The sequence below is a fragment of the Agrobacterium sp. 22-214-1 genome (assembly GCF_053522465.1).
Window position 1 is genome coordinate 244,429 of record NZ_JBNWCK010000005.1, and the last position, 19,845, is coordinate 264,273.

General features: G+C 58.7%; 17 protein-coding genes. 9 read left to right on the forward strand and 8 right to left on the reverse strand.

The window, feature by feature from the left end; all coding sequences use genetic code 11:
• Nucleotides 1-17 precede the first annotated feature (17 nt).
• Both ACQZ5G_RS18875 and ACQZ5G_RS18880 read left to right on the forward strand, forming a co-directional pair.
• Complete coding sequence (locus ACQZ5G_RS18875) at nt 18-743, forward strand: outer membrane lipoprotein carrier protein LolA (protein WP_052025744.1); 726 nt, start codon at nt 18-20, stop codon at nt 741-743.
• Between the two features lie 162 nt (nt 744-905).
• On the forward strand, nt 906-1,709 hold the full coding sequence (locus tag ACQZ5G_RS18880) for an exodeoxyribonuclease III (RefSeq protein WP_110756620.1): 804 nt from the start codon (nt 906-908) through the stop codon (nt 1,707-1,709).
• 18 nt (nt 1,710-1,727) lie between these two features.
• Here the strand turns inward: ACQZ5G_RS18880 and ACQZ5G_RS18885 are convergent, their stop codons facing one another.
• Both ACQZ5G_RS18885 and ACQZ5G_RS18890 read right to left on the reverse strand, forming a co-directional pair.
• The gene (locus tag ACQZ5G_RS18885; protein WP_003520283.1) at nt 1,728-2,183 is read right to left on the reverse strand and encodes a cyclic nucleotide-binding domain-containing protein; all 456 of its coding nucleotides are present in this window, start codon (nt 2,181-2,183) and stop codon (nt 1,728-1,730) included.
• A gap of 147 nt (nt 2,184-2,330) precedes the next feature.
• Entirely contained in the window at nt 2,331-3,014 is a 684-nt protein-coding gene (locus ACQZ5G_RS18890) for a response regulator transcription factor (protein WP_003505216.1), read from the reverse strand.
• A 286-nt stretch (nt 3,015-3,300) separates the two neighbouring features.
• Here ACQZ5G_RS18890 and ACQZ5G_RS18895 point away from each other — a divergent pair, with 286 nt between their 5' ends.
• Complete coding sequence (locus ACQZ5G_RS18895) at nt 3,301-3,804, forward strand: L,D-transpeptidase family protein (protein WP_125145361.1); 504 nt, start codon at nt 3,301-3,303, stop codon at nt 3,802-3,804.
• A 72-nt stretch (nt 3,805-3,876) separates the two neighbouring features.
• Here ACQZ5G_RS18895 and ACQZ5G_RS18900 read toward each other — a convergent pair whose 3' ends face one another.
• Nucleotides 3,877-4,446 (reverse strand): CarD family transcriptional regulator, encoded by a 570-nt coding sequence (locus ACQZ5G_RS18900; RefSeq protein ID WP_003505223.1) that lies wholly within the window; start codon nt 4,444-4,446, stop codon nt 3,877-3,879.
• A 542-nt stretch (nt 4,447-4,988) separates the two neighbouring features.
• Here ACQZ5G_RS18900 and ACQZ5G_RS18905 point away from each other — a divergent pair.
• Together ACQZ5G_RS18905 and ACQZ5G_RS18910 are read left to right on the forward strand one after the other, a co-directional pair.
• On the forward strand, nt 4,989-9,749 hold the full coding sequence (locus tag ACQZ5G_RS18905) for an NAD-glutamate dehydrogenase (RefSeq protein ID WP_448738014.1): 4,761 nt from the start codon (nt 4,989-4,991) through the stop codon (nt 9,747-9,749).
• Nucleotides 9,750-9,854: 105 nt separating this feature from the next.
• Nucleotides 9,855-11,231, forward strand: a complete 1,377-nt coding sequence (locus tag ACQZ5G_RS18910; RefSeq protein WP_448738015.1) for an MFS transporter — start codon at nt 9,855-9,857, stop codon at nt 11,229-11,231.
• 56 nt (nt 11,232-11,287) lie between these two features.
• On the opposite strand, the gene phaR is transcribed toward ACQZ5G_RS18910, so the two are convergent.
• The gene (gene phaR / locus ACQZ5G_RS18915) at nt 11,288-11,863 is read right to left on the reverse strand and encodes a polyhydroxyalkanoate synthesis repressor PhaR (RefSeq protein WP_003520279.1); all 576 of its coding nucleotides are present in this window, start codon (nt 11,861-11,863) and stop codon (nt 11,288-11,290) included.
• A gap of 243 nt (nt 11,864-12,106) precedes the next feature.
• Between phaR and ACQZ5G_RS18920 the strand changes: the two genes are divergently transcribed.
• From ACQZ5G_RS18920 to bfr, 4 genes are all read left to right on the forward strand, one after another.
• On the forward strand, nt 12,107-13,288 hold the full coding sequence (locus ACQZ5G_RS18920; protein WP_080856879.1) for an acetyl-CoA C-acetyltransferase: 1,182 nt from the start codon (nt 12,107-12,109) through the stop codon (nt 13,286-13,288).
• A gap of 171 nt (nt 13,289-13,459) precedes the next feature.
• A complete protein-coding gene (gene phbB / locus ACQZ5G_RS18925) occupies nt 13,460-14,185 on the forward strand; it encodes an acetoacetyl-CoA reductase (protein WP_448738016.1) in 726 nt (241 codons plus the stop codon).
• Between the two features lie 265 nt (nt 14,186-14,450).
• On the forward strand, nt 14,451-14,762 hold the full coding sequence (locus tag ACQZ5G_RS18930; protein WP_003505234.1) for a (2Fe-2S)-binding protein: 312 nt from the start codon (nt 14,451-14,453) through the stop codon (nt 14,760-14,762).
• Nucleotides 14,728-15,213, forward strand: coding sequence for a bacterioferritin (gene bfr, locus ACQZ5G_RS18935; RefSeq protein WP_448738017.1), 486 nt, complete (start codon nt 14,728-14,730; stop codon nt 15,211-15,213). Before ACQZ5G_RS18930 ends, bfr begins: the two co-directional genes overlap by 35 nt.
• A gap of 42 nt (nt 15,214-15,255) precedes the next feature.
• Here the strand turns inward: bfr and ACQZ5G_RS18940 are convergent, their stop codons facing one another.
• From ACQZ5G_RS18940 to ACQZ5G_RS18955, 4 genes are all read right to left on the reverse strand, one after another.
• Nucleotides 15,256-15,768, reverse strand: coding sequence for an RNA pyrophosphohydrolase (locus tag ACQZ5G_RS18940; RefSeq protein ID WP_020811992.1), 513 nt, complete (start codon nt 15,766-15,768; stop codon nt 15,256-15,258).
• A gap of 46 nt (nt 15,769-15,814) precedes the next feature.
• Nucleotides 15,815-17,014: a divergent polysaccharide deacetylase family protein gene (locus tag ACQZ5G_RS18945; protein ID WP_448738018.1), complete on the reverse strand. Its 1,200-nt coding sequence runs from the start codon at nt 17,012-17,014 to the stop codon at nt 15,815-15,817.
• A gap of 62 nt (nt 17,015-17,076) precedes the next feature.
• Nucleotides 17,077-18,405 (reverse strand): S41 family peptidase, encoded by a 1,329-nt coding sequence (locus ACQZ5G_RS18950; RefSeq protein WP_448738019.1) that lies wholly within the window; start codon nt 18,403-18,405, stop codon nt 17,077-17,079.
• Entirely contained in the window at nt 18,395-19,792 is a 1,398-nt protein-coding gene (locus ACQZ5G_RS18955; RefSeq protein WP_448738020.1) for a murein hydrolase activator EnvC family protein, read from the reverse strand. The genes ACQZ5G_RS18950 and ACQZ5G_RS18955 overlap by 11 nt, the downstream gene beginning before the upstream one ends.
• Nucleotides 19,793-19,845 lie beyond the last annotated feature (53 nt).

Below are 19,845 nucleotides of genomic sequence, written 5' to 3' on the forward strand. Positions count from 1 at the left end.
TACACGCTTTCAACGTCATGAAGCCGCCGCCTTTTATGCGGACAATCGCTGCGATGAAGGAGAATAGAATGAACGACCTGACCACCGGCGAAACGGCCAACGCAAACACACCGCAAAACGGCGTGACGCGTCGTGGCGTGCTGACGGCATTTTCCATGGCCGCAATCATGGCCGGCCTGTCGCCGCTTGACGCCTTTGCCCAGGCGGCCGGCAACACGGCGACAGCGCAGAAAATCGCCAATCACTTCTCGTCGGTCAAAACCATGATGGGGGAATTCGTCCAGTTCGGCCCGCGCGGTGAACAGACCGGTGGCAAGTTCTACATCGAACGCCCCGGCAAACTCCGCTTCAACTACGAAGACCCCTCGCCCATGCGGGTCATCGCCGATGGCAAGAACGTCGTTATCGGCAATATGAAGCTCAAGACCTGGGATCTTTATCCGCTTTCCAAGACGCCGCTCAGCCTGCTTCTGTCCGACAAGATCGATCTCGGCAATCAGAAGGTTCGCAACGTCAAGGAAGAATCGGACCTGACCACCATCGTGCTGGGCGACAAGAGCGTCTTCGGCGATTCCACCATTACCCTGATGTTCGATCCGAAGACCTTCGATCTGAGGCAATGGACCACGACAGACGCTCAGAACAAGGACACGACCGTCATGATCTTCAACGTCCAGACCGGCGTGAACCTCGATGAACGCGTCTTCAACATCAATTACGAGGAAGTTCGCAAAGGCGGCTGAGGCTTTAAGCCCCAAGGAAATTCTTCGAAAGGCGACCCTGCGGTCGCCTTTTTCATTTTACCGCTAAAATACATTCCCGTTTTCGTCGCGATGTTATAAGCCTGCGCCCCGGAAACATGTCACGAGCCAAGCGGTTCGCGGCAGTAAAAGCGGAGCACATGCATGTCGTTTTCGATAACCACCTGGAACATCAACTCGGTCAGGCTCAGAATGCCGATCGTTGAGCAGTTTCTGGTACGTTACAAACCCGACATTCTTTGCCTGCAGGAAACGAAATGCCCGAATGGCGAGTTTCCGATGAAGCCGCTGAAAGCGCTCGGTTATGAGCATGTCATCATCCATGGCCAGAAGGGCTATCACGGCGTCGCCATTGCCTCGAAGATTCCGCTGACCGAAGATCATCGACAGGACTATTGTGGTATCGGCGACGCACGCCACATTTCCGCGATTTTTCAGGTCGGATCGCGCCGCGTGCGACTGCATAATTTTTATGTGCCGGCAGGCGGTGACGAGCCGGATCGCTCGATCAATCCGAAATTCGGCCACAAGCTGGATTTTATCGAGGAAATGAAGGCGCTGCGCGCCGATGGCGTGCCTGGCACCTCGTCCATTCTCGTCGGCGATCTCAACATCGCACCACTCGAAAATGACGTCTGGTCGCACAAGCAGCTTCTGAAGATCGTCAGCCATACGCCTGTCGAAACCGAAGGCATGCTTGACATCATGAAGCAGGGCAACTGGCTCGACCTGATGCGCCTGAACGTGCCGGAGACGGAAAAGATCTATACCTGGTGGAGCTACCGCGCCAAGGACTGGGAAGCGGCTGATCGCGGCCGCCGCCTCGACCATATCTGGTCTTCGCAGGATCTCGGCTCCTCACTCGAAAAAATCGACATATTGCGCGAGGCCCGCGGCTGGAACCGGCCATCCGACCATGTTCCCGTCACCGCCCATTTCCGGTTCTGAACAGGCGGAATTCTGGCGTTAGACGAAGCGGTTCTGCAAACGGGCCGCACCCGCCGCCAGCGACGCGATATTGTCGCGAATACGCGCCGACACGATATCGGCAACCTCCGGAAACTCCTCCACCAGCCGGTGGAAGAGGATGCGCGTTATGCGGATGACTTCGGAATCCTCCACTGCCACGGCAGTGAACTTCCGTTCGCAGAGCGTGAAAAGCGCAAGTTCCGAAAGCAGCGCCCCCTTGCCCGGCGTCGCCTGCAGCACGGGCTTGCCATCCCGCCCGGCCGTGAAAAGCTCGAAATGGCCAGCCGTCACCGCAAAAGCGCATTCGGCCGGTGAGTGTTCCCGAAACAATGTCTGTCCGGCCGATACACGGCGGCGCTCCGCACCGAAGGCGATAAGCCGCAACTGGTCATCACTGAAACCAGCAAATAACGGCACTTGCCCCAGCAGCATGATATCGTCCGTCAAGGCCATGTCGATCGTTACTCCGGAAAAACGCCTGCATCACTATAGCGGTTTTCCAATATCGGCCCTCAAAATACAAGCTGTTAGAACGCCGCGCGCCTTTTCGGACGCGCAGCGTGAGCTTTGAACATGTGACAGGTGCAAAGAGCCCCCTGCTCAGGGAACGATCTTGTATCCACCGTTCTCGGTCACCAGAATTTCAGCGTTGGACGGGTCGCGTTCGATCTTCTGGCGCAGACGATAGACATGCGTTTCCAGCGTGTGCGTTGTCACGCCGGAATTGTAACCCCAGACCTCTTCCAGCAGGACGTCGCGGGTAACGACGGTGCTGCCGGCGCGGTAGAGATAACGAATGATCGCCGCTTCCTTTTCCGTCAGCCGGATTTTCTTGCCGTCCTCCGTCGTCAACAGCTTCTGGCTGGGCTTGAACTGATAGGGACCGACGGTGAAAACCGCATCCTCACTCTGCTCGTATTGACGCAGCTGCGCCCGGATACGCGCCAGAAGCACGGCGAAACGGAAGGGTTTCGTCACATAGTCGTTCGCCCCGGCTTCCAGCCCAAGAATAGTGTCGGAATCGGTATCATGCCCGGTCAGCATGATGATCGGCGCCTTGAAGCCGCCCTTGCGCAACAGCTTTACCGCCTCACGGCCGTCCATGTCCGGCAGGCCTACGTCCATGATCAGAAGATCGACCTGGGCGGTCTTGGCGGTCTGCATCGCCTGCGCGGCATTGGCGCCGCTGAGCAGCGAGAATTCCTCATAGGGAGACAATTGCTCGGTCAGCGTCTCCCGAAGATCGTCGTCATCGTCCACCAGAAGGATAGTGCGAGCCGTCATTCGGATTCTCAGCCTTTCTTACTTTAGCGCATCGGCCCAAAAATCAGGCTCGATTTTCGAGAGACACGATGCGTAGTTTAAAAGAGTTAGAGCGTGCCTTGTGCATCCCCAAAGACGCCCGGCGCTCTAATTATCAGCCAATTCAGCGGTTTGCCGATAAAAGGTCAACCCATTGCCATGATATAACGAAGTGCTATGACTTCACGTTAAATAACCTGCAAAGCAAAATCTCGTGAAAAACATGAGCACCCAGCCCGTAAGACAACGTAAACGCGCATCGACGCTCATGGTTCGGCCGGCTCCCTCGAAAATCAGCCGCGCCATCGTCCAGCTCGGGCATCTCACCTTTCCAGCCGCGATCGGACGCAATGGCCGCACTGCGCTGAAACGCGAGGGAGACGGAAAATCTCCCATCTCCACCATCGGCCTGCTGCACGGGTTTTATCGCGGCGACCGCCTTGCCGGCATCGCCACGGCATTGCCGATGCAGCGAACACGCAAGTCCATGCTGTGGTGCGACGAGCCCCGTAGTCCCAGTTACAACAGACTGGTCAAAGCGCCCTTCGCCCCGAGCCATGAAGAGATGATGCGCAAGGACAGCCTCTACGACGTCTGCCTGGTGCTCGACTGGAATATCACCTCGAGAAGCCGCAACCGCGGCTCGGCAATCTTCATGCATCTGATCAGACCGGGATATGAGCCGACCGCAGGCTGCGTCGCCCTCCATCCCCGTGACATGCGGCGCATCCTGCCGCATCTGCGCAAAGGCACGAAAATCCGCATCCTGTGAATTTCAGCCTGCAATCGGGCAACAAAAAACCCGCCATCAAGGCGGGTTTTTTTAGAGGGAAAAAGCCGGTTATTAAGCGGCTTCGTCCTGAGAATCGTCCTCTTCGACGGTCTTGCCGCGCTTGGGGCCCTTGGCAAGGTTCACTTCCACCAGGCGAACAGCCTCGGTTTCAGACATCTTGTTGACAGCGGCGATTTCGCGCGCCATGCGGTCGAGAGCAGCTTCGTAAAGCTGACGCTCGGAATAGGACTGCTCCGGCTGATTTTCCGCACGGTAGAGATCGCGCACGACTTCCGCAATCGCGATCAGATCGCCGGAATTGATCTTCGCATCATATTCCTGCGCGCGGCGCGACCACATGGTACGCTTCACACGCGCCTTGCCCTGCACCACTTTCAGCGCCCGCTCAACAAAATCGCCTTCGGAAAGCTTGCGCATGCCGATGCTGACGGCTTTGGCGACGGGAACTTTAAGACGCATCTTGTCTTTTTCGAAATCAATGACAAAAAGCTCAAGCTTCATGCCGGCGACTTCTTGTTCCTCGATGGCAGAAATGGTACCGACACCATGAGCGGGATACACAATCGCTTCACCGGTCTTGAAACCGTGATGTGCTGGAGATTTCTTCTGCTGGGTCGTCATTCGTTCTAAAAACTCCCTGTTACATACCCGGGGATGCCGGGGTTGGGTCGGTCAGGCCCTGATGAGACGGGGGAACCGTCAGGTGACTCCGCACTGGTCCAGCCGTGCACGCAAAAACACACCTTCCCGTCTTGCGGGGTTCGATAACGTAAACGCTCGATATGTCACGGAAACCGCGTGCAAAAGAGGTGTTGCTTTCGTGGTGTTTTTGGGCACACAAATGCCACGCTGTGGATCAGTGTCGTTGGTGTACCACAAAAATAGGCGCAAATCAATAATTTGCTTCGACCGTGGCCGCAACATCACATGGCAGCCAAAGAACCGCCTAAAAATTAGCCGCAGAAATACTGTCAAAATGCTTCGTGACAGGCCCTCATGGCAAAAGGAGCAAAAAAATTTCACTTACCGACCGAAGAAACACGAAAGCCTCTTAAACTCTTCGTAATTCCACGCCAATATCCGATTCGACTGAAAAGGCAAAATCCGCAAATTGGCGATGCTTTTTTATATTAAAGTGTGATTTTTGGAGGAATCCACGTCAAATGGGCTACAGAAATAATCCAAAACGCGAAAAACAGATCGAAAAAGCGCGCCAGCAGGCAATTGCCGAAAATGTCCAATTTCTTGACCCAGGTATTCTTTATGGAAGGGCAAGCGCCGACGATATAGAATATTATTCCGCAGAGATGCTGGCTGCGAGCGCCGCTCACAGTTTCGAGGCGCTTTCGCACTGGACCGGAGACGTTCCGTACATCGGCATCTCCCAGGTGGAGGGCGTTTCGCCGCGGGATATTCCGGTAACGGTCCTGACCATTATCGGCCGCAATATGCCCTTCCTTTACGATTCCGTCATGGGCGAGGTCACCAGCAGCTATCGCGGTCTTTATCTCGCGGTGCACCCGATCCTGGTGCGCGACGAAAGCGCGCAGGCGGGCTATCGTCTCGCGGAACCCGAGGATGACCCCGCTGAAAATATCAGCCTCATCCAGCTCCATATCGCGCCGCTCACGACGCAAGCCGCCGCAGCGCTGGAAGAAAGACTGCGCTTCGTGCTGACGCAGGTTCAGTTCGCCTATCGCGACTGGCGGCCCATGCTGGCGAAACTCGATGAGGCGCTGGATGAATTGTCCAAGCGCGGTTCGTCACGGCGCAAGACCGAGCGTGCGGAAGCCGTCGAATTCCTCAACTGGCTTCGCAACGACAATTTCACCTTCCTCGGCATGCGTGACTACACCTATTCCGGCAAGGGAAAGAACGCGAAGATCGAGCGCGGTGATGGCGTCGGTCTCGGCAGCCTCAGCGATCCGGATGTGCGCGTGCTGCGCCTCGGCAAGAATGCCGTGACGACGACACCCGAAATTCTCGCCTTCCTCGACGGCCCGGATTTCCTCATCGTCACCAAGGCCAATGTGAAATCCATCGTGCACCGCCGCGCCTATATGGATTATATCGGCATCAAGCGCTTCGACGAGGACGGCAATGTCATCGGCGAATTGCGCATCGTCGGCCTCTTCACCGCCACCGCCTATACGCGCTCGGTCAAGCAGATACCGCTGCTGCGCGCCAAGGTGGCGGAAGTCGAGCGGCATTTCGGCTTCGATCCGAACAGCCACTCGGGGCGTATCCTGCAGAACACGCTGGAAGCCTATCCGCGTGACGATCTTTTCCAGATCGAAGCCGATCTTCTGATCCGCTTCGTCGAGCAGATCATGGAACTGAGCGACCGGCCGCGCGTGCGCGTGCTTGCACGTATCGACCGTTTCGACCGTTTCGTTTCGGCCATCATCTTCGTTCCGCGCGAGGAGTATAATTCCTATGTACGCGAGAAGATCGGCGACTATCTGAGCAGGGTCTATGACGGGCATATTTCCGCCTATTACCCCGCCTTCCCCGAAGGCGCCGTCGCCCGCGTCCACTTCATTGTCGGCCGAACGGAAGGCAAGACGCCGCGCATCGCCCAGGACAAGCTCGAAGACGCCGTCAGCGACATTGCAGCGCGCTGGATAGACCATTTCGTCGCCCTCTCCGAGCCGGGAGCGCCGGTGCTGGAGGTCGATCAAGCCTATCAGGAAGCCTTCACGCCGGAAGAAGCGATCGGCGACATGCCGGATATTCTCGGCGCCGCGAAGGGCGAGCCGGTCCGCATCGAATTTTACCAGCAGGAAGGTCAATCAGCGGAGACGCTGTCGCTGAAGATTTTCCACCGCGACGGCCATCTACCGCTTTCACGCCGCGTGCCCCTGCTCGAAAATCTCGGTTTCAATGTCATCAGCGAACGCACCTTCGATATCGGCGTCGTTTCAGACGGCGAAAAGCGCGACATCGTGCTGCACGACATGGAATTGTCCGTCGCCAAGGGAACGACGCTCGATCTGCCGCACTATGGACAGAAACTCGAAGAAGCTTTCCTCGCCGCCTTCTCCGGCAAGGTCGACAATGACAACTTCAACCGCCTGATCCTCGCCTGCGGCCTCACCGTGCGCGAAGTCTCCGTGCTGCGCGCCTATGCGCGTTATCTCCGCCAGACCGGCATCGTCTATTCGCAGGAGCATATTTCCGAAACGCTCTATAAGTATCCGGCGATTTCCCGCAATATTTTCGCGCTGTTCAAGGCCGGCTTCGATCCGTCCGTCGACGAAAAGAAGCGGCTGAAGAAACTCGCCGAAATACACAAGGCAATCGAAGCGGCGTTGAGCGGCGTTCCCAATCTCGATGAGGACCGCACGCTCAGGCGTTACGTCAACGCCATCGACGCGACGCTGCGCACCAACTACTTCCAGAAAAATGCCGATGGTACGCCGCGTGACCTGTTGGCCTTCAAGTTCGATCCGAAACATCTGGACGGCCTGCCCGACCCACGGCCTTTCCGCGAAATCTTCGTCTACGGAACAGAGGTCGAAGGCGTGCATCTGCGCTTCGGCAAGGTCGCGCGCGGCGGTCTGCGCTGGTCGGATCGCGGCCAGGATTACCGCACGGAAGTGCTCGGCCTCGTCAAGGCGCAACAGGTCAAGAACGCGGTGATCGTTCCGGTCGGCGCCAAGGGCGGCTTCTTTCCGAAGAACCTGCCGGCCGGCGGCTCCCGCGACGAGGTCTTCAATGCCGGCCGCGAAGCCTACAAGACCTATATCCGCACCCTGCTCTCCATCACCGACAATATCGTCAACGATGCCATCGTGCCGCCAGCCGACACGCTGCGGCTCGACGGTGACGACCCCTATTTCGTCGTCGCCGCCGACAAGGGAACGGCAACCTTCTCCGATACGGCGAACGGTCTTGCCCATGAGGCCGGTTTCTGGCTGGACGACGCCTTCGCATCGGGCGGTTCGGCCGGTTACGACCACAAGAAGATGGGCATCACCGCCCGCGGCGCCTGGGAAACGGTGAAACGCCATTTCCGTGAAATGGACACCGACATCCAGACCACCCCCTTCACGGTGGCGGGCGTGGGCGACATGTCCGGCGACGTCTTCGGCAACGGCATGCTGCTGTCGGAAAAGATCAGGCTTATCGCCGCCTTCGATCACCGCGACATCTTCATCGATCCGGATCCCGATACCGACAGGTCCTTTGCCGAACGCAAGCGGCTTTTCGAACTGCCGCGTTCCAGCTGGCAGGATTACGATCGTTCGGCCCTCTCCGGCGGCGCGATGATCATCTCGCGCTCCGAAAAATCGGTGACGCTGACACCGGAAGCCGTGGCCGCCATCGGCATCGACAAATCTGTCGCCACGCCCTTCGAGATCATGACGGCCATCCTGAAGGCGCCGACCGATCTTCTGTGGTTCGGCGGCATCGGCACTTACATCAAGGCGGCGGTGGAAACCAATGCCGAGGTGGGTGACAGGGCGAACGACCCCATCCGCGTCAACGCAACCGAGCTGCGCGCCAAGGTCATCGGCGAAGGCGCCAATCTGGGTATCACCCAGAAGGGCCGCATTGCCTATGCGCTTTCGGGCGGGCGATGCAATTCCGACGCCATCGACAACTCGGCCGGTGTGAACTCCTCGGACGTGGAGGTCAACATCAAGATCGCGCTTGCCTCCGCCGTTAACAGCGGTCGCCTGACGATGCCGAAACGCAACCAGCTTCTTGCTTCCATGACGCCGGAAGTGGCGCAGCTGGTATTGCGCAACAACTACCTGCAATCGCTGGCGATCTCGCTGACGGAGCGGCTGGGCCTTTCGAACCGCGAAGAACTCGGCCGCCTGATGAGCGCGCTGGAGGCGACCGGGCAACTGAACCGCAAGGTCGAAACCTTGCCGAACAATGCCGAATTCAGCGAAAGATACGCCACCGGCAAACCGCTGACCCGACCGGAAATCGGCGTGCTCCTCTCCTATGCCAAGCTCACCTTGTTCGACGCACTGGTGGCAAGCACGCTTCCCGACGAACCCTATCTCCAGCATCTTCTAGTCGATTATTTCCCGGCCAAGATGCAGAAGAACTATGCGGACGATATCAAGTCGCATCGTCTGCATCGCGAAATCGTCGCGACCGCGCTCGCCAATGCCGTCGTCAATCGCGGCGGCCCGGGCTTCGTGCAGAAACTTGCCGATGCGAGCGGCCTTCTAGCGGCCGACGTCGTTAAGGCTGCGGTGATCGTCGAGGATGGTTTCGGTCTCAAACGTCTGTGGAGCGAAGTCGACGCGCTTGACGGCAAGGTCGGCGGTGAAGTCCAGAACGGGCTTTATGCCACGATCACGCGCATCTTCTCGGATGCGAGCAGGCTCTACCTGCAAACCGGGAGCGCGGGTGCGGCCGCAGGCGACATGGCGACCGAAATCGAGCGACTGAAAACCGCCATCAAGACGCTATCGCCGGCAGCGGCGAAGTATCGTCGCGAACTCGGCGTCACGGAAATCGACGGCGTTCCTTCCGGTCTTCTGGAGGAACTCGATACGCTTTCCCTGCTCGTCTATGTGCCGGAGATCATGCGCATCGCCGAAAGCGCCGGCACCACGCTTGCCCGCGCCGCCGAAAGCTATGCCACCGTCTCGTCGACATTCCGCGTCGCGCGTCTGCTGGATGCAAGCCAGCGCATCACCCCGGCGGATCATTATGAGAGTCTGGCTCTCCTGCGCAGCCAGGACCAGATCTCCTCATCGAGACGCCGGATCGTCATCTCCGCGCTGACCGAATATGCCAGGGAAAAGGATCCGGTTCAGGCCTGGTATGCGGCAGACCGCGTGCGGGTCAACCGAATCGTCTCCGAACTCGGCGCGCTCAGCGACAGCGGCGATACCAACCTTGCCCGTCTGACGGTCGCGGCCGGGCTGCTTGGCGATATCGTTCAGGCACGCTGATCGGTAGCCTCAAAAACGCCATCCGGGTCCCCCCGGATGGCGCCAGACAAGATGGATGCACCCGCATCGCGCATTTTATTTCCCGATTTTCCGATAGGACGATGAATGACTGTCCCTTCCCCAAATGCGGAAACAGTGGTTGCCAAACGCGGCATCTGGGGCTGGGTGATGTTCGACTGGGCGGCACAGCCGTTTTTCACGGTCGTCACGACCTTCGTTTTCGGGCCTTATTTCGTCGCACGGCTCACCGATGATCCGATTTCGGCGCAGGCGACATGGAGCAATATGGCAACGGTGTCTTCGATCATCATCGCTCTCTTCTCCCCCATTCTCGGCTCCATCGCCGACCAGTCCGGCGCACGCAAGCCGTGGATCGCCTTCTTTGCCGTCATCAAGATCGTCAGTCTCTTTTTCCTGTGGTTTGCCGCACCCGGTTCGCCGCTCATCCTTCCAATCGTCTGCATGATCCTCGCCTCCATCGCGGCGGAATTTTCTATCGTCTTCAACGATTCCATGATGCCGCGGCTGACCAATCCGCAAAATGTCGGGCGTATCTCCAATCTCGCCTGGGGGCTCGGTTATCTCGGCGGCATGGTGGTGCTGATTGCCGTGGTGACGCTTCTGGCCGCCAATCCACAGACCGGGGTGACCATCGCCGGTATCAAGCCTCTTTTCGGCCTCGATCCTGCAACCGGCGAGGATGCCAGAATAACCGGCCCGCTCGCCGCGCTCTGGTATCTCATCTTCATTCTGCCGATGTTTCTTCTCACTCCCGATGCTGAAAAGGGCTTGCCCTTCGCAGCCGCGATCCGCTCGGGATTGGGGGAGCTGAAGATCACGCTGCGCGAACTGCGATACCGCCCCGTGCTGTTGCGGTTTCTGATTGCGCGCATGCTCTATCAGGATGGCGTCAATGGCGTTCTCATTCTCGGCGGGGCCTTCGCTGCTGGCATGTTCGGCTGGGCAACGATGGAAATCGGCCTCTTCGGAATTCTGCTCAATATCGTTGCCATTGCCGGCTGCTTTGCCGCCGGGCGCGTCGACCACAAGCTCGGGTCGCGCATCACCATCCTCATCAGTCTGGTACTTCTGCTGCTGGCAACGCTCGGAATCGTCTCGACGGAAAAGGGCTCCACCCTGTTCGGCTGGATACAATTGTCGACCGCAGATAATGGCGGCATCTTCGCCACCGGCGCGGAAAAGGCCTATCTGCTTTATGGTGTGTTGATCGGCCTTGCCTTCGGCCCCGTTCAGGCCTCGTCACGATCTTATCTCGCCCGCAACATCACCGTGGCGGAGGCGGGCCGTTATTTCGGCATTTATGCGCTCTCCGGACGCGCCACCAGCTTCATGGCGACGCTGTCGTTTTCCATAGCAACCACGATAAGCGGCTCCGCCCATATCGGCATGGCGACGCTCATCGTATTTCTGGGATCCGGCTTCCTGCTGTTGCTGCGCGTGCCGGAAAGAACGACAGGCTGAAAGTCTGAAGCAAAAGCCGATGCGGTTTGCTGAAACCGGGCATCGGCCCGACAGGATCAGAGCTGATCGAGCTTTTGCTGCAATGCGCGCAACTGCGCCTTCAGCTCGTCGATTTCGGATGCATTCGGCTTGCGGGTTTCCTTGGGCGCCTGCGGCATTGCGAAAGGTGTGAAACCCTGCATCGCCTGCCGGAACAGTTCCGTATTGCGGCGGATCTGCTCTTCCATCATTTGCAGCGGCGCCTGAAAATTGCGGGCAAGCGAACCATCGCCGAAAGCCTTGGCCATATGCTCCTGCATCTGGCTCTGCTGGTCGGAGAAGGTCTTCATCGAATGTTCGAGAAATGTCGGCACGACCATTTGCATCTGGTCGCCGTAATAGGAGATCAATTGCCGCAGAAACGCCGTCGGCAGCAACGTATTGCCGGTTTTGGCCTCCTGTTCGACGATGATCTGCGTCAGCACCGCATGCGTGATGTCTTCGGAGGACTTGGCATCCTGAACCTTGAAGTCCTCGCCGCGCTTAACCATCTGCGCCAGATCATCGAGCGTCACATAGGTGCTGGTGCCGGTATTGTAGAGCCGCCGGTTGGCGTATTTTTTAATGATTGTTTCGCCGTCGTGTTTCGCCATGCCCGCCTCCTCGCGATGATGGTATTTTCTTGTTTTTTGGTGTTATTGCTCTTCCCGCCGCAAAGTGTATGCGCAAAACGAGCCCTCTGACAAATGTTTTGTGCATCGCAACAGTTTGTTTTTTGCGCAGCAATTTTCCGCAAGATTTCGGCGTGATTTAGCAACATCTTTTAAAGCAACTTTCGCCATTTGACTTGTATTGAAAGCTTTGCCAGTCTCCGCCCGCAAGTGAGGAGAAAACTGATGACCCTGCCTTCAATCGTGATTGCCAGCGCCGCGCGCACAGCCGTCGGCTCTTTCAATGGCCACTTCGCCAATACGCCAGCCCATGAGCTCGGGGCGACCGTCATCAGCGCCGTGCTGGAGCGCGCCGGTGTCGCGGCAAACGAAATCGATGAAGTCATTCTCGGTCAGGTCCTGACGGCGGGCGAGGGGCAGAACCCGGCGCGGCAGGCTGCCATGAAGGCCGGCATTCCACAGGAAGCGACCGCCTTCGGCCTCAATCAGCTTTGCGGCTCCGGCCTGCGCGCCGTGGCCCTCGGCATGCAGCAGATCGCGACCGGCGACGCGAACATCGTCATTGCCGGCGGGCAGGAATCCATGTCCATGGCGCCTCACTGCGCTCATTTGCGCGGCGGCGTGAAGATGGGCGATTTCAAGATGATCGACACCATGCTGAAAGATGGTCTTACCGACGCCTTTTATGGCTATCACATGGGCATCACCGCTGAAAACATCGCCCGCCAATGGCAGCTTTCCCGCGACGAGCAGGACCAATTCGCCGTCGCATCGCAAAACAAGGCCGAAGCCGCGCAAAGCGCCGGCCGTTTTGCAGATGAGATCGTGGCTTTCACGGTGAAGGGCCGTAAGGCCGATATCGTCATTGATACAGATGAGCATATCCGCGCCGGGGCTTCGCTGGAAACCATGGCCAAGCTGCGCCCCGCCTTCGACAAGGAAGGGACGGTCACGGCCGGCAACGCCTCCGGTCTGAACGATGGCGCCGCCGCTACGCTTTTGATGTCGGAACAGGAAGCAGGAAAGCGCGGTATCAGGCCGCTCGCCCGTATCGCCTCCTGGGCGACGGCGGGTGTCGATCCGCAGATCATGGGCACCGGCCCCATCCCCGCCTCCCGCAAGGCGCTGGCCAAGGCCGGCTGGTCGATCAGCGATATTGGCCTTGTGGAAGCCAACGAAGCCTTTGCGGCCCAGTCCTGCGCCGTGGTGCGCGAACTTGGCCTTGATCCTGCGATCGTCAACGTCAATGGCGGGGCGATTGCCATCGGTCATCCGATCGGCGCCTCCGGCGCGCGCGTCCTCAACACCCTGATTTTCGAAATGCGCCGCCGTAACGTGTCGAAGGGTCTCGCAACGCTCTGCATCGGCGGCGGCATGGGTGTCGCCATGTGCATCGAAGCACTCTGAAACTGCCGCACGACTTGGCAAAAAGCAATTCCGGTTCAGCGCGCAATAGGGTAGAAGCGGCCTCCCATTGGCCGCATTTCTGTGGCCGGTGAGCACGACGAACAAGTTCTGCAAGATATGGAAGCATCCTCGCATATGCAGGCGCTTCAGTGACAGGTCATGGAGGCCGATATGAGCCGGGTTGCGTTGATTTCCGGCGGGACGAGCGGCATAGGCGCCGCAATCGCCCGCGCCCTGCAGGCGGCCGGCTACCGGGTGGCCGTCAATTACGCCTTCACGACGGACAGGGCGGAAGCATTCCAGAAAGAAACCGGCATCCCCGCTTTTCAGTGGGACGTGCGCGACTATGACGCCTGCGTCAATGGCATAGCCAGAGTGGAAGAGACCTTCGGTCCCGTCGAGGTGCTCGTCAACAATGCCGGCATCACCCGCGATGCGATGTTCCATAAAATGTCGCCGCAGCAATGGCGCGAGGTTATCGATACCAACCTCACCGGCGTGTTCAACATGACCCACCCCGTATGGCCGGGCATGCGCGACCGCGGCTTCGGCCGCATCGTCAACATCTCCTCCATCAATGGCCAGAAAGGTCAGGCGGGACAGGCCAATTATTCCGCCTCCAAAGCGGGCGACATCGGCTTCACCAAGGCGCTCGCCCAGGAAGGCGCCAGCCGCAATATCACCGTCAACGCCATCTGCCCCGGCTATATCGGCACGGAGATGGTGAGAGCGATACCGGAGAAGGTTCTGGCGGAACGGATCGTGCCGCAAATTCCCGTTGGACGGCTGGGTGAGCCGGAAGAAATCGCGCGCTGCGTTCTGTTTCTGGTTTCCGACGAGGCGGGTTTCATCACCGGTTCGACCATGACGGCCAATGGCGGACAATATTTCTCCTGAGGCCGTCGATCCTGACTTCCCGGCGGCCTGAACCAGTAAACTTTCCGTGATCTCAGCTTCGAGAATTTTGCCGCGCACAAAAACTTGAAGATGAAATACTGGAATGACACGCAGCCTAAACTAATGAAAATACGATAGTTTTTGTATAGTTTAGAATGAGTCTAGAAAATCCTCGGCGACTCATTAAGAGGTTTTTCTTGACATTTGCTGTCCTGTTTTGGTTTAAGAACGAAAACAACGTGTTGCGTCATACAGGCAGTCCATCATGCTGGTTTGCAGCTGCAATTACATCACCGATCACGATATCCGGGACGTCATCAACGAGCTCCTCGACGAGGACTGTTGGCAGCTCATCGTTCCTGCAAAAGTGTATCACGCCATGGAAAAACGTGGCCGCTGCTGCGGCTGTTTCCCCACCGTTGTCGACCTGATCATCAAAACCACTGAAGAATATCATGCCCGTCGCCACTCGACTGAGGCCGATGTTTTTGATTTTATGTCCCGCCTGAAGCAATTCCATGAAGAGAACAGGAGAGCGGACATTGAAAGGCGACAAAAAAGTCATCGAGCGGCTTAACGAGGCCCTTTTTCTCGAACTCGGTGCGGTAAACCAGTACTGGCTTCACTATCGTTTGCTGGAAGACTGGGGCTACACGAAGCTCGCCAAAAAGGAACGTGCTGAATCCATTGAGGAAATGCAGCACGCCGACAAGCTGGTCGCACGCATCATCTTCCTTGAAGGCCATCCCAACCTTCAGACGGTTTCGCCCCTGCGCATCGGCCAGAACGTCAAGGAAGTTCTGGAATCCGACCTTGCCGGCGAATATGACGCCCGCACCTCCTATAAGAAATCGCGTGATATCTGTTATGAGGCCGGAGACTACGTCTCCATGAAGCTTTTCGAAGAACTGCTGATCGACGAGGAAGGCCATATCGACTTTCTCGAAACCCAGCTCGAACTGCTCGGCAAGATCGGCGAGGAAAAATACGGCCAGCTCAACGCCGATTCCGCCAACGAAGCGGAATAAGCACTGGCGACAGGACAGAAAAGGCGGCCGAGGCCGCCTTTTTTATTTGCCGGAAAGGTGCTGGAACTCCGCCACGACCTGCTCGTATACCGCACGCTTGAACGGCACGATGAGCTCCGGCAGGCTTTCCATCGGCTTCCAGTCCCACGCGTCGAATTCGGCCGTGTGCCCGGTCGGCGGCGGATCGATCTGGATCTCGCTTTCGTCGCCTTCGAAACGAAAAGCAAACCAGCGCTGCGCCTGCCCGCGATATTTGCCCCTGAGGCCGATACCGATCAGTTCGGGTGGCAGGTCATAGTGAATCCAGTCGCTCGCCTCCGCAAGCAGGCTCACCGTTTTCATGCCTGTTTCTTCGTAGAGTTCGCGAATGGCGGCCGTCAAAGGCCGTTCGCCGTCATCGATGCCGCCCTGCGGCATCTGCCACAGATGCGGTGAGCCATCATATTCGGAATTGCCTTCCTTGATGCGCCTGCCGGCCCAGACAAGGCCCTCGGCATTCAACACCATAATTCCCGCACAGGGACGATAAGGCAAATCTTCTGCTTTGATTGTCATGGGAAACCCGCACTGTCTGAGCGCCAGAAATGGCCGCACGCAAGGTTTACTGCCCTGCCTGCCCGGAAACAAGCGCAGAAACACCGACAATCTCGATGCCGCGCCCGCTAGCCTCGCGCGACCATTTGGAGATCGCGGCAACGCTTTCATCGAAAGCCGAAGCAACGCCGATCGCCTGGCCGTTACGCCGTGCAATTCGCTCCAGTTCGTCCAGCTTGCGCAGAATGGCAGCTTCGGTGACTTCGCCGTCGAGCAGAATATCGGCAAAACCCTGCGGGGCGGAAATCGCCTTGGCAATGCCGCCGCTCAGCGATTGCGCCGAAGAGCCGTCATCCAGAAACAGCAGGCCACGCTTGCCGATGTCGCGCATTACCGGCTCCAGCGCCGCCTGCTCAGCAAGGAAACGCCCGCCGAGATAATTCATGATACCGGTGTAATTGGTGATCTTCGCCATGGAGCGATGCAGCCGGTCGATGTTGACCTTGGCGGGATCACCCGCCAGCAGGGTGTAAGGGCCGGGATTGGTGCCGGGGTAACCGAAAGGCTCAAGCGGTATCTGCAGAAGGATTTCATGTCCCTGACGGCGCGCCTCCTGCATCCAGCGCTGCAGGCTGTTGCCGCTGGCGGCAAAACCGAGCGTCACCTCCGGCGGCAGCTCCCGGATCGCTTTTTGCGATCCCGTCTGGCTAAGACCCAGCCCGCCGACCACGATCGCCACCCGGGTGCCGCGTGCACCAGACCAGGGCCGCGCATATTGCTCCATCGGCCGCAAACCGTCCGCACCGACAACCGGCAATCTGCCAAACGCGGTTTCTTCCAGCAGTTCCTCATTGGGTCGCGTCGCCATGCGCGGATCCTGACCATAGGTCTGGCCACTCATCAAAACAGGCCCGTCGCCCTCGCGCGGGCGGGGAGAGTACACCGATACGACATTGCCATCCGGCATCGTCTCGCGATTGACATTGGCGCCGGAGCGACCGCTTTGCGGCTGCAGAGCGGCAGCGTCAGCGGGTGCCGTTGCCTCGGCCGCTAGGGCTTCAGGTGTCTTTTCGGCAAGCTGAGGCTGTGCATCCGGCCCGCTCGCCGTCTTCTGCAAATTGCCGGGCGAAAGCGCCGTATAGACGGACAGGCCGCCGATTGAGAAAACCGCAAGCACCGACAGAGCCATAATGACGGAAAAGCGCCGGTTGATACCGGCGCTTTTTTTCTGACGACCCAGAAGCGGTTTTCGCAGGTCCGAAGGCAATGAACGATCCGTCCAAACGGTTGGGCAATAGATGGAATGCGCCGGCTGACCGGCGCAAGATCTTACTGCTTGTTGACCACAGCCTTTTCCGGGTTCGGCGGGAAAGACGGATCCGTCTTTGTGCCGCGCAACAGGTCCAGCGCATAGTTGAGCTGGATGTCATCCTTGGCTTCCGGCGGAACATAAGCGGAGGAACCCGAACCTTCGTCGGTTTCGCTCTGGCCCTTGATATGGCCGGTCAGGCTGGATTCGCCCTCGGTCGTGACGCGACCTTGCAGTTCCGGCGGCAAAGGCTGTTCGACCTTGATGTCAGGCGTAATGCCCGTACCCTGGATCGATTTACCCGACGGCGTGTAATAGAGCGCCGTGGTCAGGCGCAGCGCGCCCGCCTCGCCGAGCGGAATGATCGTCTGGACCGAACCCTTACCGAAGGAACGCGTGCCGACCACGGTCGCACGGCGCAGATCCTGCAGGGCGCCGGCAACGATTTCCGAGGCCGAAGCCGAACCGCCGTTGACGAGCACGATTACCGGCTTGCCATCGGTCAGATCGCCAGCCGTCGCGTTGAAGCGGCGGGTCTCGTCGGGGTTACGGCCACGGGTCGAAACGACCTCACCGCGCTCGAGGAAGGCGTCGGAGACATTGATCGCCTGATCGAGCAGACCACCCGGGTTGAGGCGCAGATCGAGCACATAGCCCTTCAGCTTGTCGGCCGGCACATCCGCCTTGATCTTCTTGATCGCCTTTTCGAGATCGTCATAGGTCTTCTCGGTAAAGGAGATGACGCGCAGATAACCGACATTGTCGCCCTCGACGCGGGACTTGACGGCCCGCACGGCAATGACATCGCGCATGACGGTGAATTCGAGCGGCTTGTCGGCGCCCTGGCGGATGATCGTCAGCTTGATCGGCGTTTTCACCGCGCCGCGCATCTTTTCGACCGCCTGTTCCAGCTTGAGGCCACGAACCGGCGTACCGTCGATTTCCGAAATGAAGTCGCCGGCGAGAATGCCTGCGCGGGAAGCCGGTGTGTCGTCGATCGGCGTAATGACCTTGACGAGCTCGTTCTCCATGGTCACTTCGATGCCGAGACCGCCGAATTCACCCTTTGTCTGGGTGCGCATGTCGTTGGCATCCTTGGCATTCATGAAGCTCGAATGCGGATCGAGCGAGCTCAGCATGCCGTTGATGGCGTTTTCCACCAGCTTCTCGTCATCCGGCGGCGTCACATATTGTGCGCGCACGCGCTCGAACACGTCGCCAAAGATCGACAATTCCTTATAGGTCGAAGGCCCGGCCGCCTGTGCCGGCATGCTCGCCGAATAAATCACGCTCATCGCCGTGGCGCCCATAAGCCCACCGATAAGGAGAAGCGAAACCTTACGAATCATTGTGCGCCCTTCCGGTATTTTTTGCGGTCCACCACGGTTGAGAATCAACCGGTACACCATCTTTCCTGAACTCAATGTAGAGCGTTGGCCTGTCGGTTTCCAGCGCCAATGCTGCTGCACTCGCTACTCTTTTTGCACCCATGGAGGCGATGGGCTCTCCGGAGAACACGAACATTCCCTGCCGCGTCCTCACATTGTCCATGCCCGTCATCACCACATGATATCCATCACCCGTATTGAGGATGATCATCCGGCCATAACTGCGAAAATCTCCGGCAAACACCACGAAGCCGTCTGCAGGCGCCGTCACGATGGCTTCCGGTCCGCTCGCGACGACAATTCCCTTGGAAAAGTGGCCCGTTCCGTCCGCATCGCCGAAGCGCCGCAGCACCTCGCCGGTAACCGGCAACTCCAGCTTTCCCTTCAAACTCGCGAAGGGATATGCGGGCGCAATACGGTTTTTATCGGGCATTCCAGCCTCGGCCGCGGCCCGCTCCTTTTCGCGTTCCGCCTCCGAAAGACGAGCCAGGCGCTGCTCTTCCGCCCGCGCCTTTTCCATCGCCTCCCGCACCGAGGTAATCTCGCCTTCGAGCGAACTGACCAGCCCCTCGAGGCTCGTCGCCTTGCTTGCAAGCTCCTCAGATCGCTTGCGTTCCGCCTCCAGCTCCGCCGTCGTCTGGGTATTCTTGCGATCGTTTTCGGCAATCAGCAGGTCGAGGCGTTTTTCCTCTTCCAGACTTGCCGTCATCATACCCGTAAGATCGTCCTTTTCGCGAGCGATTGCCTGCCTCAGATCGGTCAATTCTTTGAGAGCGGCGACCAGCTTGTCGGTTTCACCGCGAATGCCGGGCACGACGGCGCCGAGAAGAATGGCGCTTCGCACGGACGCCAGCGCATCCTCCGGCGAGACGAGAAGGGCGGGGGGCGGGTTTCGGCCCATGCGCTGCAACGCCGCCAGAACCTCCGCCAGCACGCCGCGTCTTTCCCGCAGCGACGCCTTGACGCCATCCTCGCGCACGGAAAGCTTGGCCAGGCGATCCTCACCGTCGCTGATCTTGGTTTCCAGCGCCTTGCGCCGGGCAGCCGATGCGATCAGCTCTTCCCGGATGCGTGCGCTGTCCTGATTGAGGGAGGCGATGCTTTCCTCAAGCTTCCTTGTCTTGTCTTCCGAAAGACCGATGCTGTCGACCAGTTCCTCCAGATCCTGCCGGTTCTGGTCGCGGCGCTTCTCCAGCGTTTGCAAGGCATCCGGCGACGAATCATCGCCTGCAGCGGGAACGGCGCCCGCATCGTCGCGCGAATAGGTCGGACCGATCCCCATGACGAAAGCAGCAATAACCGCGCCCGCAAGGGCAGCGTGCCGTTTTCGTTGAGGCCTGTTGTCCATGTGAACTTTCTTTGATGCCGAAGCAGAAGCACCGATATTAGGGATTTTGCTGC

Excerpts from the sequence above, each read along its gene's own strand:
- ACQZ5G_RS18900 (WP_003505223.1), bottom strand. The coding sequence starts at position 4,446 with ATGACGACCCAGCAGAAGAAATCTCCAGCACATCACGGTTTCAAGACC.
- ACQZ5G_RS18955 (WP_448738020.1), bottom strand. The coding sequence starts at position 19,792 with ATGGACAACAGGCCTCAACGAAAACGGCACGCTGCCCTTGCGGGCGCG.
- ACQZ5G_RS18940 (WP_020811992.1), bottom strand. The coding sequence starts at position 15,768 with ATGACAATCAAAGCAGAAGATTTGCCTTATCGTCCCTGTGCGGGAATT.
- phaR (WP_003520279.1), bottom strand. The coding sequence starts at position 11,863 with ATGGCGAAACACGACGGCGAAACAATCATTAAAAAATACGCCAACCGG.
- ACQZ5G_RS18875 (WP_052025744.1), top strand. The coding sequence starts at position 18 with ATGAAGCCGCCGCCTTTTATGCGGACAATCGCTGCGATGAAGGAGAAT.
- ACQZ5G_RS18885 (WP_003520283.1), bottom strand. The coding sequence starts at position 2,183 with ATGGCCTTGACGGACGATATCATGCTGCTGGGGCAAGTGCCGTTATTT.
- ACQZ5G_RS18905 (WP_448738014.1), top strand. The coding sequence starts at position 4,989 with ATGGGCTACAGAAATAATCCAAAACGCGAAAAACAGATCGAAAAAGCG.
- ACQZ5G_RS18910 (WP_448738015.1), top strand. The coding sequence starts at position 9,855 with ATGACTGTCCCTTCCCCAAATGCGGAAACAGTGGTTGCCAAACGCGGC.
- ACQZ5G_RS18950 (WP_448738019.1), bottom strand. The coding sequence starts at position 18,405 with ATGATTCGTAAGGTTTCGCTTCTCCTTATCGGTGGGCTTATGGGCGCC.
- phbB (WP_448738016.1), top strand. The coding sequence starts at position 13,460 with ATGAGCCGGGTTGCGTTGATTTCCGGCGGGACGAGCGGCATAGGCGCC.
- ACQZ5G_RS18890 (WP_003505216.1), bottom strand. The coding sequence starts at position 3,014 with ATGACGGCTCGCACTATCCTTCTGGTGGACGATGACGACGATCTTCGG.
- ACQZ5G_RS18920 (WP_080856879.1), top strand. The coding sequence starts at position 12,107 with ATGACCCTGCCTTCAATCGTGATTGCCAGCGCCGCGCGCACAGCCGTC.
- ACQZ5G_RS18880 (WP_110756620.1), top strand. The coding sequence starts at position 906 with ATGTCGTTTTCGATAACCACCTGGAACATCAACTCGGTCAGGCTCAGA.
- ACQZ5G_RS18930 (WP_003505234.1), top strand. The coding sequence starts at position 14,451 with ATGCTGGTTTGCAGCTGCAATTACATCACCGATCACGATATCCGGGAC.
- ACQZ5G_RS18895 (WP_125145361.1), top strand. The coding sequence starts at position 3,301 with ATGGTTCGGCCGGCTCCCTCGAAAATCAGCCGCGCCATCGTCCAGCTC.